Annotated in this window: 13 protein-coding genes; 7 read left to right on the forward strand and 6 right to left on the reverse strand. The window is 61.7% G+C overall.

Features of this window, described 5'->3' with window-relative positions; genetic code table 11:
- The first annotated feature begins 137 nt into the window (after positions 1-137).
- The 3 genes from M1E04_RS01030 to M1E04_RS01040 all read left to right on the forward strand — a co-directional run bounded on the left by M1E04_RS01030 (position 138) and on the right by M1E04_RS01040 (position 3,011).
- Entirely contained in the window at positions 138-1,334 is a 1,197-nt protein-coding gene (locus M1E04_RS01030; protein ID WP_456292242.1) for an MFS transporter, read from the forward strand.
- Between the two features lie 72 nt (positions 1,335-1,406).
- Positions 1,407-2,093, forward strand: coding sequence for a TetR/AcrR family transcriptional regulator (locus M1E04_RS01035; protein ID WP_065991100.1), 687 nt, complete (start codon positions 1,407-1,409; stop codon positions 2,091-2,093).
- Between the two features lie 63 nt (positions 2,094-2,156).
- A complete protein-coding gene (locus tag M1E04_RS01040) occupies positions 2,157-3,011 on the forward strand; it encodes a sulfurtransferase (protein ID WP_192135545.1) in 855 nt (284 codons plus the stop codon).
- Between the two features lie 18 nt (positions 3,012-3,029).
- Here the strand turns inward: M1E04_RS01040 and M1E04_RS01045 are convergent, their stop codons facing one another.
- The 6 genes from M1E04_RS01045 to M1E04_RS01070 all read right to left on the reverse strand — a co-directional run bounded on the left by M1E04_RS01045 (position 3,030) and on the right by M1E04_RS01070 (position 8,612).
- On the reverse strand, positions 3,030-3,353 hold the full coding sequence (locus M1E04_RS01045; protein WP_192135543.1) for an AzlD domain-containing protein: 324 nt from the start codon (positions 3,351-3,353) through the stop codon (positions 3,030-3,032).
- Positions 3,350-4,078, reverse strand: coding sequence for an AzlC family ABC transporter permease (locus tag M1E04_RS01050; protein ID WP_192135542.1), 729 nt, complete (start codon positions 4,076-4,078; stop codon positions 3,350-3,352). The genes M1E04_RS01045 and M1E04_RS01050 overlap by 4 nt, the downstream gene beginning before the upstream one ends.
- A 68-nt stretch (positions 4,079-4,146) precedes the next feature.
- The gene (locus tag M1E04_RS01055) at positions 4,147-5,163 is read right to left on the reverse strand and encodes a hydrolase (RefSeq protein ID WP_065991108.1); all 1,017 of its coding nucleotides are present in this window, start codon (positions 5,161-5,163) and stop codon (positions 4,147-4,149) included.
- Complete coding sequence (gene rsmD / locus M1E04_RS01060; protein ID WP_456292243.1) at positions 5,147-5,767, reverse strand: 16S rRNA (guanine(966)-N(2))-methyltransferase RsmD; 621 nt, start codon at positions 5,765-5,767, stop codon at positions 5,147-5,149. The genes M1E04_RS01055 and rsmD overlap by 17 nt, the downstream gene beginning before the upstream one ends.
- The gene (locus M1E04_RS01065; RefSeq protein WP_065991112.1) at positions 5,767-7,263 is read right to left on the reverse strand and encodes a M16 family metallopeptidase; all 1,497 of its coding nucleotides are present in this window, start codon (positions 7,261-7,263) and stop codon (positions 5,767-5,769) included. The genes rsmD and M1E04_RS01065 overlap by 1 nt, the downstream gene beginning before the upstream one ends.
- On the reverse strand, positions 7,260-8,612 hold the full coding sequence (locus M1E04_RS01070; protein ID WP_192135540.1) for a M16 family metallopeptidase: 1,353 nt from the start codon (positions 8,610-8,612) through the stop codon (positions 7,260-7,262). The genes M1E04_RS01065 and M1E04_RS01070 overlap by 4 nt, the downstream gene beginning before the upstream one ends.
- Before the next feature lie 271 nt (positions 8,613-8,883).
- On the opposite strand from M1E04_RS01070, the gene ftsY reads away from it, so the two are divergent.
- The 4 genes from ftsY (at position 8,884) to rpoH (ending at position 13,124) form a co-directional block, all read left to right on the forward strand.
- Positions 8,884-10,437: a signal recognition particle-docking protein FtsY gene (gene ftsY / locus M1E04_RS01075; protein WP_456292244.1), complete on the forward strand. Its 1,554-nt coding sequence runs from the start codon at positions 8,884-8,886 to the stop codon at positions 10,435-10,437.
- Positions 10,434-11,105, forward strand: a complete 672-nt coding sequence (gene ftsE, locus M1E04_RS01080; RefSeq protein ID WP_037018829.1) for a cell division ATP-binding protein FtsE — start codon at positions 10,434-10,436, stop codon at positions 11,103-11,105. The genes ftsY and ftsE overlap by 4 nt, the downstream gene beginning before the upstream one ends.
- A complete protein-coding gene (ftsX, locus tag M1E04_RS01085) occupies positions 11,102-12,127 on the forward strand; it encodes a permease-like cell division protein FtsX (protein WP_065991118.1) in 1,026 nt (341 codons plus the stop codon). The genes ftsE and ftsX overlap by 4 nt, the downstream gene beginning before the upstream one ends.
- A 142-nt stretch (positions 12,128-12,269) precedes the next feature.
- Positions 12,270-13,124 carry an RNA polymerase sigma factor RpoH gene (rpoH, locus tag M1E04_RS01090; RefSeq protein WP_065991120.1) on the forward strand — a complete coding sequence of 285 codons (855 nt, stop codon included), beginning with the start codon at positions 12,270-12,272 and terminating at the stop codon, positions 13,122-13,124.
- Positions 13,125-13,304: the final 180 nt, after the last annotated feature.

Below are 13,304 nucleotides of genomic sequence, written 5' to 3' on the forward strand. Positions count from 1 at the left end.
CCTTGTTGAAGTTATGCAGTGCTTTTAGAGTCATTGCTCTATGAAGTCAACGGCCCTTGCATTCGCTCGCAGACGCACGCCAGACTGTCCGGGCAAAAACTGAACTGCCGCCCCGCACCACCTGACACGGAGTCTCAATGCGCACGGACTATCTGGCGTTTTTTCTTTCCCTTTTTCTATCCCGTCTTGCCGATCAGGTGCTCCTGTTTCTGGTGCCGCTGATTGTTTTCCAGACCACCAACAGCGCTTCCCTGGCGGGGCTGGCGTTCTTCGTCGAGACGTTGCCACGCTTCCTTGCTTTCCCGATTTGCGGCGCCCTTTGCGACAAATACTCGCCCATCCGGCTGCTGCACATCAGTCAGGTCTACCGGGCTGTTATCTGCCTGGCCGCAATGGGGCTATATGGCCTGTTTGGCGGGATCTACTGGCTGATCATCCTGTCGGCGGTCTGTGGCGTCCTGACCACCCAGGGGATCATGGCCCGGGAAGTGGTGATGCCGCATATTTTCCCGGATTACCGCTACGGCAAGACGCTGTCCTACTCACAGATTGCCGACCAGACCGGCCTGGTGCTCGGGCCTTTGCTGGCGGCGCTGGCGCTGGAAATCTGCCCGTGGTGGGGTGTTGTCATCGGCGTGGCGCTGGTTTTTGTCGCGGCCGATCTCGCCATGCGAGTCTGGCAGCGCAACAGCAATATCACGCTGGAGCGGTTCGATCAGGACGCAGGCCGCTGGACACAGCCGTTGAAAATCGCCTTCGGACACATCTTCCGATTGGCCGAGCTGAAGAAGATCATTTTGCTGGCGGTCGGCGTCAACCTGATCGTCGGTGTCACGCTGGCCAGCTCGGCGGCGATGGTCATCGGCTCATTCAGTGAGAGCAAAGATTACTACGCTGGGCTGCAGGCGGCGGGCGCCTTGCTGACCATAGGGATTCTGTTTGTCCTGGCACGGGTCAGCCTGCCGCTGAAACTGCTCGGTGCGATGTCATACATTGCCTTGCTGCTGGGGGCATTCATTACCGCCACGAGCGCGTCATCCGAGGTCTACCTTGTCGGCTTTCTGCTGATCGTCGGCTTCGACAAGATGTTCAACGTGTACATGCGCAGCATCCGTCAGCGGGTCATCCCCGCGCGCGACTTCGGCAAGACCGTGGGCGTCATCACACTGCTGAACAACCTGTCGCAACCGCTGGCCGGTCTGCTCGTCGGGATACTGACAGCGCCGATCGGGCTGCGCGGCGTCATCTTGATCAACATGCTGGCGGCAGCCGGGCTGGGTATCGGCGTCGCAGCGGTGGTTCGGATCAGGCTGGCGACTGCCCTGGAGCGATGAAGTCTGCAACGGGCCCAACGCTTGCGTTAAGATCCGGCACATCCCTGTTACGTTTCGACGTTCGAGTTGAACATGGCGCCGCGCATCAAAACCGTACGCATCAACACCCGTGAACGCATCGTGCACAGCAGCCTGGAGCTGTTCAATCAGCAGGGCGAGCGCAGCGTCAGCACCAATCACATCGCTGCGCACATGGAAATGTCGCCTGGCAATCTGTACTACCACTTCCCCAACAAGCAGGCGATCATCGCCGAGTTGTTCACTGAATACGAAACGCTGGTCGACAGCTTTCTGCACCCGCCCAAGGGTCGCCTGCCGGGTGTTGAAGACAAGCGCCATTACTTGATGGCGATTCTCGACGGCATGTGGCGCTATCGTTTTCTGCACCGCGACCTCGAGCATCTGCTTGAAACCGATCCAGAGCTGGCGGTGCGCTACCGACGCTTTTCCCAACACTGCCTGATCAAGGCGATGTCCATTTACAGCGGCTTTGTCGACGCGCAGATTCTGAGCATGGATAAGGTGCAGATCGAATCACTGACGCTCAATGCCTGGATCATCCTCACGTCATGGGTACGTTTTCTGTGCACCACACGGGAAAACGCCGCGCACCTGAATGAGGACGCGATTCGTCGCGGGGTCTATCAGGTGCTGATGCTGGAACTGGCCTACGTGACGCCCCAGGCGCGGGAAGCGGTGAATGCGCTATGCGCAGAGTTTTATGTGCCATTGGCCAAGGCGCTGGAAGACGCCGGCTGAATCAGCCTGGCTGTCTGAACTGATTGTCATATCGCCATTTTTTACTGCCTGCAGGAGCCTGTCATGTCCATCGCGCAACTGATCAGCCCGCAACAATTGTCAGAACGCCTGACCCGGCCCGGGCTAGTGATACTGGATTGTCGTTCGTCGCTGGACGATCTGGACTACGGCCAGCGCAGCTACGCAGAGGGCCATATCGAAGGGGCTTCTTACGCTGATTTGCTCAATGACCTCAGTGGGTCCATCACCAAAGGTGTCACCGGTCGCCACCCGCTGCCGGATCCCCAGCGGCTGATCGAGCGCTTGCGGTTCTGGGGTGTGAACGATCAGAGCGACATCGTGCTGTACGATGATGGCCCGGGTGCTTATGCCGCCCGAGCCTGGTGGTTGCTGGCGTGGCTGGGCAAGCGCGACGGCGTGTTTGTGCTCGATGGCGGGCTAAAGGCCTGGCATGGGGCGGGTCTGCCGCTGAGTCTTGATCCGCCGCATCAGCCCGAGGGTTCGTTCGACGGCGTGCCGGAGGACGCGATGGTGCTGACGGCCGGGCAGCTAAAGGCCCGCATCGGCGATCCCGCCATGACCTTGATCGATGCGCGTGCACCCGCGCGGTTCCGGGGTGAGGTCGAGCCCATCGATCCTATCGCGGGGCACATTCCGGGCGCGCAGTGCGCGGCATTCACCGACAACCTAGGGTCGGATGGCCGGTTTCTCCCACCGGAGCAACTGAAGCAGCGGTTCGCCGAGGCGCTGCATGGTCGCCCTGCAGAAGCGCTGGTCGCTTATTGCGGTTCCGGCGTGACGGCCTGTCACAACCTGTTTGCCCTGGCCCTCGCCGGGTATCCACTGGGGGCGCTGTACGCGGGCTCGTGGAGCGAGTGGATCAATGATCCGCAGCGGGGCGTCGCGACCGGGGGCTGAGGTGGCGGCGTGTGTGCCTCACATCTGCCCCATCGCCCAGCGCAGCCAGAAGAACACCAGCAACCCGCCGCCGATGGTCGCCAGGAGATTGCGGCTCATGGCCGCAATGCCAATCGACACGATCCCGGCCAGCAAATAGGCGTTGTCCAGGGACAGCTGCCAATGCGCGCCGTCGGGCAGCAACATGCCAGGCACGACGATGGCCGTCAGCACGGCGGTGGGTACGTAATGCAGGCCTTGGCGCACCAGCGGCGAGAAACGCAGGTTCGGCCAGGCGAACAGGCTGTAGCGCATCAGAAAAGTGATCGCAGCCATGCCCATAATCAGCCACCAGTACGTCATGGGCGCACCTCGTCCGGGTGCATGTCGTCCTGCCTTTTTGGCTGCCGTCTTTCCAGAAGCACCCCCGCTGTGATGCCACTGAAGGCTGCGGCCATGAGCCCCAGCTTGTAGGGCCACGACCATGTCAGCAGGGCAACTGCGCCGGCGACCAACGCGGCGGCAATCTGCGGCTGGTTGCGCAGCAGGGGCACGACGATGCCTATGAAGGTCGCCAGCATCGCGAACTCCAGGCCCCAGCTGGCCATATCGGGAAAAGCCTGACCAAACAGCACGCCCACCAGTGAGCTGCTGACCCAGCAGGCATACAGCGAACTCGCGACACCCAGCCAGTACCAATGTGCGAGTGGCGTCCGGCCGTGGACCAGGTAGTGGCGTTGGACGATCGCGAAGGTTTCGTCCGTCAGCCAGAACGCCAGCAACAGTCGCCAGCGCTGTGGCAGTCCCTGAACCTGTGGCTGCAAGGTGGCGCTGTACAGCACGTGGCGCAGATTGACGATGAAGGTCGTCAACAGAATCACCACCGCGCCGGCCCCGGCGCCCATCAGGCTGATGACGATGAATTGCGCCGACCCTGCGTAAACGAACATCGACATGCCGACGGCCTGCCATAACGTCAGCCCGCCCACACCGGCGAGGGTGCCGAAGATAATGCCGAACGGTGCAATGCCGACCAGCATGGGCACGCTGTCGCGGAGGCCGCGGACGAAGAATGGGTGACGGGACATGGTTTTTCTCCTTATGCCCCGGATGGTAAGCGGGCGGCGCATAAGTGTCTTGAACGATCGTGCAGACGTTAGCGGTTTATCTGCGCGCCATGGACGTCCGCCAGCCACGCCGGAATCCGCTGCTCCAGGTAATACGTCGGCTTTCTGATCGTGCCGCCGACAAAACCCACATGCCCGCCTTTTTTCTGCAGGTCGAACGCGGTGCTGGACGACAGCTCAGAGGCTTCAGGCAGGCTGTGCTTGAACACGAACGGGTCGTCCAGGGACTGGATCAGCAGGGTGGGCGTACGGATGGCGCCGAGGAAGTACCGACTGGAGGCGCGGCGATAGTAATCATGGGCGTCGACGAATCCATTGAGCGGCGCTGTCACGCGCCCGTCGAAATCCCAGAACGTGCGCATGTCTTTCAGCGAGCCCAGTGCCGCCAGTTCTGCCAGTCCGTCACTGAGGCCTTCATGCTGAAAGCGTCTCTGCTTGTCCTTGATGTAGCCGACCATCTCGCGCATGAAATGGCGTTGATAGACTTTGGAGAAGCCCAGCCCGATCCGGTCGGCGCATTCATCCAGCCTAAACGGCACCGACACCGCCGCAGCGCCTTGCAGGTGGCTGTCGAGCCCGGTTTCGCCGAGGTGCTTGAGCAAGATGTTGCCGCCGAGGGAATACCCGACCGCGTAAAGCGGCGCCAACGGTCTTGCCTTGCGCAGATGATCGATTACGGCGGCAAGGTCTTCACTGGCCCCCGAGTGATAGCTGCGGGGCAACAGGTTTGGCTCCCCCGAGCAACCTCGCCAATTGAGGGCGACGCTCGCCCAGCCGCGTTTTTCCATGGCGTGCTGCAGCCCGGCGACATAGGGGGAGTTGGACGAGCCGGTCAGACCGTGCAGCACGAGCACGACCGGCACGTTTGCGTCGTGCGGTCCGTGCCAGTCCATGTCGAGGAAATCGCCGTCTTCCAGCCAGATGCGCTCGCGCCGACGCTCGAGGTGCGTGGTCGGACGCCAGAGCGGTCCCCACAGCGTCTGCAAGTGCGGGTTGCCCAGGCCGAAGGCCGGGACGAACACGGGAAGGTCAGCTCGCGACGGCACTTCGTTCCCACACCGCGTAGTGAACCTGACCGGCTTTCTTCTCACGGTGCAGGCGCCAGTTGGCAGGCATGTCCAGCGTCGACGGCGCGGTCTCGCTTTCGGTGTAGATCCACGCGCTGTCCGCCAGCCAGTTGCGCTCTTCCAGCAACGTGCACGCAGGCATCAGCAAATCCTGGTGGAACGGCGGGTCGAGGAAGACCACGTCGAACTGTTCAGCCGGCTGGGTTTCCAGATGTCGGAGTGCGTCGCCCGTCGCGGTTTTGCCGACGGTGCAACGCAGCGTGCCGAGGTGTTCGCGCAGGCTGGAGATCGCCATCGAGTTGGTGTCCAGCGCCAAGCCCATGCTGGCGCCGCGCGACAGGGCTTCAAGGTACAGCGCGCCGCTGCCAGCGAACGGATCGAGCACGCGCGCGCCCTCGATGTACGGCGCCAGCCAGTTGAACAGGGTTTCCCGCACACGATCCGGCGTCGGGCGCAGACCGGGGGCGTCAGGGAAACTCAGACGCCGACTGCGCCATTCGCCGCCGATGATCCGCAGTTGGCCGAGGCCCGTGTGGATTTTGTGCCCTTTGTGGATACGCGGCGGCTTGGAAGTCGAGGTCATCAGTGCTCCGGAACGCCGAGCGGTTGCTCAGCGGGTTTGTCGGTAGGGGGTGGCAGCGGCTTCTGCGGGACGGTCGGACCTGCGGTCACGATCACCAGCTTGTCAGCGTCCAGATGTTTGTTCATCACGGTCTTGATCTGTTCGACCGTCACGCTCTGGGACTGCGTCATGAAATCTTCCAGGTAGGTCAGCGGCAGATTATAGAAGCCGACCGCGCCCAGTTGGCCAACGATGGCCGCATTGCTGGCGGTCGCCAGAGGAAAGCTGCCGGCCAGTTCGCGCTTGGCATCGTCGAGCTCTTTCTGGGTCGGGCCGTTGGCAAGGAAGTCACGGGTAATGTCCTTGACCAGCTTCAGGGTGTTTTCGCTCAGTTCGGCCCGTGTCTGCAGGCTGATCATGAACGGACCCTGTGCCTGCATCGGCGTGAAGCCTGAAGACACACCGTAGGTCAGGCCGCGTTTTTCCCGGACTTCGGTCATCAGGCGGCTGCCGAAGCCGCCGCCACCGAGGATCGAGTTGCCCAGTGACAGGGCCGCGTAGTCAGGGTCGCCTCGGGTAATGCCCAGTTCAGCCAGCATCAGGTGCGTCTGCTTGGACGGGAACTCGATGTGGGTTTCACTCGGCTTGGGCTCGGTCGGGGCAACGGTTTGTGCCAGCGCCGGGCCTTTCGGCAGCGCGGCGGACACTTGGGTTGCTACCGCTTCGGCTTCTGCGCGCGTCAGGTCGCCAACCAACGCGATCACTGCGTTGCCAGCGGCGTAGGCCTTGGCATGAAAGGCCTTCAGTTGAGCCAACGTCAGAGGCGCGATGCTTTTAGCCGTGCCCATGCTCGGGTGCGCGTAGGGGTGATCGCCGTACAACCGCTTGAACAGCTCGTCGCCTGCCAGCTTGCCCGGGTTCTGCTTCTGATATTCAAAGCCCGCCAGCAACTGGTTTTTGATTCGCGCCAGCGAGTCCGCCGGGAATGTCGGTTTGCCCACCACGTCGGCAAACAGTTTCAACGCGGGCTCGCGTTTGTCCGCGGCGCTCAGGCTGCGCAGCGAAGCGATTGCCATGTCGCGATACGAGCCGTTGCCGAAATCAGCGCCCAGCCCTTCGAAACCTTCGGCGATGGCGCTGACGTTCTTGCCTTTGATGCCTTCGTTGAGCATCGCGTTGGTGACCAGCGCGATGCCGGGGGTGGCGCCATCCTGACTGCTACCGGCTGCGAACAGCAGGCGCATGTCGAACATTGGCAGCTCATGGGCTTCAACAAAGAGCACGCGAGCGCCTTCGGCGGTATTCCACGACTGGATGTTCAGCGAACGGCGCGCCGGCGCTTTACCGTCCAGTTCCTTCAGGGACTCCAGCGTACTGGCGGCCTTGTCGATGGCTTTCGGGGCTTCGGCGGCGGTCTCTGCCATCGCCCATGGGGCACCTAACAGACCAAGCGTTACGGCGAGTGCGAATGAGCAGGCCCGCGTTCGCGCAAAGCGGGATTCGTAGCGCTGGCTCATTGGGCTTTCTCCTCAGGCAAAACATGCGCAACGGCGAGGCGCTCGCGGGTGAAGTAAGTACGGGCGGCTTTCTGGATGTCTTCCGGCGTCACGCTTTGCAGCCCTGCCAGTTCCTGATCGATGAGCTTCCAGGACAGGCCCACTGTTTCCAGTTCGCCAATGGTGCTGGCCTGACTGGTAATGGAATCGCGCTCATAGACCAACCCGGCGATCACCTGGGCCCGGACCCGCTCCAGCTCTTCCTTGGCGGGCGGCTTGGTTTTCAGCTCGTCGAGCAGGCGCCAGATGCCGGCTTCAGCGTCGGCGAGGGTTTTCTTCTTCTGTTGATTGGGTGTGGCGCTGAGGGTGAACAGGCTGTCGCCGCGGGTGTAGGCGTCGTAGTCGGACGAAGCGCCGGTCACCAGTTCTTCGCCGCGCTCCAGGCGGGTCGGAATGCGCGCGCTGTAGCCACCGTCGAGCAAGGCCGAAATCAGGCGCAGTGCGTTGACCGACTGTGGATCGGTGGCGGTGGCCAGGCTCGGCACGTTGAAGCCATACATCAGGCTCGGCATCTGCGTGGCGACATGCACGGTGATCTGGCGCAGACCAGGTTCGGCCAGCTCCAGCGGCTTTTTCGAGGGCGGTACATCGCGGCGCGGAACCGGGCCGAAGAAGCGCTCAGCCAGGGCCTTAACCTCATCGGGCTTCACGTCGCCCACCACCACCAGCGTGGCGTTGTTGGGGACGTACCAGGATTCATACCAGTGGCGCAGCTCCTCGACCTTCATGCGCTCAAGGTCCGCCATCCAGCCAATGGTCGGCGTGTGGTAGCCGCTGGCGGGGTAGGCGATGGCCTTGAAGCGCTCGTAGGCCTTGGCGTTCGGCTTGTCATCGGTGCGCAGGCGGCGCTCTTCCTTGATGACTTCGATTTCCCGGGCGAACTCTTCAGGCGGCAGGCGCAGGGTGGCCATGCGGTCGGCTTCCAGTTCGAAGGCAACCGCCAGTCGATCACGAGCCAGGACCTGGTAATAAGCGGTGTAGTCGTCGCTGGTGAAGGCGTTCTCTTCGGCGCCCAAGTCGCGCAGGATCAGCGACGCTTCGCCCGGACCTGCCTTGGAGCTGCCCTTGAACATCATGTGTTCCAGCGCATGGGAAAGGCCCGTCTGGCCAGGCGTCTCGTAGCTGGAGCCAACCTTGTACCAGACCTGCGAAACCACGACCGGTGCGCGGTGATCTTCACGCACGACGACCTTCAGGCCGTTGTCCAGCGTGAATTCGGTGGTGGGTTGTGGGTCGGCAGCCGATGCGGCGAAGGGCAAACAGATTGTGCTGAGCAGCAGGCCTGCGGCACAGCGGGCTAGAGCATTCATTCGTGATTTGAACCTTGGAGACGGCCTGCTTAGCGTCAGCGGGCGCGGGGGTGTTAGGATAGCGGCGAGTTTGCCTGACGACCATGACTAAGATGTCAGCGTCGTAAACCCGCTTCGTAAGAAATGGCCGAGCAGTGCGCTCAATGGGACTGCGCCCCCCCTGTGGCAGGGCGAACGCTGAACAAGCTGACATAAAAGCAGTCTGTTTCCCATACAGAATTTTTCAGAGGCGCCGCTCTGGCGCGTCGTTACCGTGAGATAGCCGTCCTCCATGTTTGGTTCCAACGACGACAAGAAGACCCCAGCCCCGGCTGGCGAGAAAAAAGGCCTGTTCGGATGGCTGCGCAAAAAGCCGCAGGAAGTCACTCCCGAGCCGCCTCAGAACACCCCCGCACCAGCGCCAGAGTCCGTGCCCGATCAGGCCCCGGCTGTTGCTGAGCAGCCCAACGCCCCGGTCATCCCGGCCGAGCGCGCGCCGCAAACCGCGCCGCAGCCCTTGCCACAAACAGCTACGACTGAAGCGCTTTCGGCCCCGGTCGAAGATCCTTGGCTGCACCTGCCTGTTGCTGAAGAGCCAGTGGCTTTCACCGATGAGCGCGAGCCTCACGTTACGCCGTCGATTCCGGTTCACACCGAGTCCAACGTGGAATCCGCAGCGACTCCATTGGCGCAAGCCCCCGCTCAGCCGGCGGTCATCGACACCCGCTCGTTTGAAGTGGCTCCGTCCATCGAGCCGACCCCCGTCGCGCTGCCTGATCCGGTTTCCGGCAATGATCTTCCTGCGCTGACGCCGCCGTTGACCACGGCGCCGCTGGTTCCAGCCGCGGCTGCCGTGCCCGTTCTTGAGACCAACGTACCGCCAGTCCCTTTCGAAGGGTCCCCCGCACCCAAGCAGCCTGGTTTTTTCGCGCGTCTGAAGCAGGGCCTGTCGAAAACCAGCGCCAGCCTTGGCGAAGGCATGGCCAGCCTGTTCCTCGGCAAAAAAGCCATCGACGACGACATGCTCGACGAGCTGGAGACCCGGCTGTTGACCGCAGATGTCGGTGTGGAAGCAACGTCGGCGATCGTGCGCAACCTGACGCAGAAAGTGGCGCGCAAGCAGCTCACCGACAGCGACGCGCTGTACAAGTCGCTGCAAAACGAACTGACCGAAATGCTCAAACCAGTGGAAGCACCGCTGGTCATCACTTCGCAGCACAAGCCATTCGTGATCCTGGTCGTCGGCGTCAATGGCGCGGGTAAAACCACCACCATCGGCAAGCTCGCCAAGAAGCTTCAGATGGAAGGCAAGAAGGTCATGCTGGCGGCGGGCGACACCTTCCGCGCTGCAGCCGTTGAGCAACTGCAGGTCTGGGGCGAACGCAACAAGATTCCGGTGATCGCCCAGCACACGGGTGCTGACTCGGCTTCGGTGATTTTTGATGCTGTGCAGGCCGCCAAGGCGCGCGGTATCGACGTGCTGATCGCCGACACGGCGGGCCGTCTGCACACCAAAGACAACCTGATGGAAGAGTTGAAGAAGGTTCGCCGCGTGATCGGCAAGCTCGACGCCGACGCGCCCCATGAGGTCCTGCTGGTGCTAGACGCCGGCACAGGCCAGAACGCGATCAATCAGGCCAAGCAGTTTAATCAGACTGTCCAGCTGACCGGCCTCGCGCTGACCAAGCTCGACGGGACGGCCAAGGGCGGCGTGATCTTCGCCTTGGCCAAGCAGTTCGGCCTGCCGATTCGCTACATTGGTGTCGGTGAAGGCATCGACGATCTGCGAACCTTCGAAGCCGAACCGTTCGTCCAAGCCCTATTCGCCGAGCGGGAGCGCCCATGATTCGTTTCGAACAGGTTGGTAAACGCTATCCGAACGGACACGTCGGCTTGCATGAGCTGAGCTTTCGAGTACGTCGTGGCGAATTTCTGTTTGTGACCGGCCATTCCGGCGCGGGCAAGAGCACTTTGCTGCGCCTGCTGCTGGCGATGGAACGTCCGACCACCGGCAAGCTGTTGCTGGCAGGTCAGGACCTGGGTCAGATCAGCACCGCGCAGATTCCGTTTTTGCGTCGTCAGATCGGTGTCGTGTTCCAGAACCACCAGCTGCTGTTTGATCGCACGGTGTTCAATAACGTCGCGCTGCCGCTGCAGATCCTCGGCCTGTCCAAGACCGAAGTGGTCAAACGCGTCGATTCGGCCCTTGAGCGCGTGGCGCTGTCCGACAAAGCCGAGCTGTACCCGGGCGATTTGTCCACCGGTCAGCAACAGCGCGTCGGCATTGCTCGCGCCATTGTTCACCGCCCGGCGCTGCTGCTGGCGGACGAACCCACCGGTAACCTCGACCCGCGACTCGCCGCCGAAATCATGGGCGTGTTCGAAGACATCAACCGACTGGGCACCAGTGTGCTGATTGCGAGCCACGACCTGGCACTGATCGCGCGGATGCGCCACCGCATGCTGACGTTGCAGCGCGGCCGATTGATCGGCGACGGGGAGGCTGGCGTATGAGTGCCACCCGCAGTCCCAAGGTTTCCGAACGTGTAGCGCCCAAGGCCTCAGACCCGGCGCCGCAAAAGAAAAAGAAACGCGATGACGATGACGGCCCGAGTTTCGGCGAGTTGTTCAACGCCTGGATCGAGGCCCACCGTTCAAGCCTGCTGGACAGCCTGCGCCGTCTCGGCAAGCAGCCCATCGGTAGCTTCTTTACCTGTCTGGTCATGGCCATCGCGCTGAGCTTGCCGATGGGCCTGTCATTGCTGTTGAACAATGTCGAGCGCTTGGGCGGTTCGTGGCAGCGTGCGGCGCAGATATCTCTGTACCTCCAACTGGACGCATCGCCGAGTGAAGGCGAGGGTCTTGTCCGTCAGATCAAGGAAATGGGCGGCGTCGCTGATGCCGAGTACATCAGCCGCGATGAGGCACTGAACGAGTTCCAGAAACAGTCCGGTCTGGGCGAGGCGTTGAAGGAACTGCCTGAAAACCCGCTGCCCGGCGTTGTGCTGGTGACGCCACTGGAAGTTGACAAAGCCGCGCTGGAAGCATTACGTACGCGTCTGGCCGAGTTGCCCAAGGTGCAGCAGGCCCAGCTTGACCTGGTCTGGGTTGAGCGGCTGGCCGCTATCCTGAAGCTGGGCGACCGATTTGTCTTCGGCCTGACCGTCTTGCTGGTCGCGGCACTGCTGTTGGTCATCGGCAACACCATTCGTCTGCACATCGAGAACCGTCGTACGGAAATCGAGGTCATCAAGTTAGTAGGCGGTACAGACAGCTACGTGCGTCGGCCTTTCCTTTATATGGGGGCGTTGTACGGGCTGGGCGCCGGGGTGCTTTCCTGGGGTGTTCTGGCTTTTGGGCTAGACTGGCTGAACGATGCGGTGGTCAAACTGGCTGGGCTCTACGGCAGCGATTTTGCGCTTGCCGGCGTGCCGGTGTCCGACGGCGTGTCGCTCTTGCTTGGAGCGGTGTTGTTGGGGTATATCGGTGCGTGGATTGCAGTGGCACGCCATTTGAGAGAGCTGGCGCCTCGTTAGTGATGTGAATGTAGTGTTGTCATGAGTTTTGAGTAAATTTTGTTTCACCTATTGACTTTTCAGCTGAGGGAACTTGTCTAGCGGTTCCCGGTCAATTTCGCAGTGCTGAACTGCACGAGTTATGTGTCGGAGGTTTTTTCGTATGACCAATTCTTTGCAACCTGCTTATGCCTTGGTTCCGGGTGCAAACCTGGAAGCCTATGTGCATACGGTAAACAGCATTCCACTGCTGACGCCTGAGCAGGAGCGTGAACTGGCCGAGAGTCTCTATTACGAGCAGGATTTAGGGGCGGCTCGGCAGATGGTGCTCGCCCACCTGCGATTTGTCGTGCATATCGCACGCAGTTATTCCGGTTATGGACTGGCTCAGGCTGACCTGATTCAGGAAGGCAACGTTGGCCTGATGAAGGCCGTCAAGCGCTTCAACCCCGAGATGGGCGTGCGCCTGGTGTCCTTTGCCGTGCACTGGATCAAGGCCGAGATTCACGAGTTCATCCTGCGCAACTGGCGCATTGTAAAAGTCGCAACCACCAAGGCTCAGCGCAAACTGTTCTTCAATCTACGCAGCCAGAAGAAGCGTCTGGCCTGGCTGAACAACGAAGAAGTGCATCGCGTGGCGGAAAGCCTCGGCGTTGAGCCCCGCGAAGTGCGCGAGATGGAAAGTCGTCTGACCGGCCACGACATGGCGTTCGACCCGGCGGCAGAAGCCGACGACGACAGCGCCTTCCAGTCGCCGGCCAACTACCTGGAAGACCATCGCTACGATCCGGCGCGTCAGCTGGAAGATTCCGACTGGACTGACAGCTCGACGGCCAACCTGCACGAAGCCTTGAACGTGCTCGACGACCGCAGCCGCGACATCCTGTACCAGCGCTGGCTGGCGGAAGAAAAGGCCACGCTGCACGACCTGGCCGAGAAGTACAACGTCTCTGCCGAGCGTATTCGTCAGCTCGAAAAGAGCGCGATGAACAAGTTGAAGCTGTCGATCGCTGCCTGATCGCTGCGCCGAAACGCAAAACGCCCCGAAGTGATCGGGGCGTTTTTGTTTCTGGGATGTATTGCGCCCGATGCGGAAACTACTAACAGCGTGAACGCGAATCTGACCCTGCCCATCCCGCAAGGTGGACGCGGTTTCTGAGTAGGACCGGCTTCAGCCGGGAAGAGGCCGGGTTGAGCA

Source organism: Pseudomonas sp. AK106, from assembly GCF_053903055.1.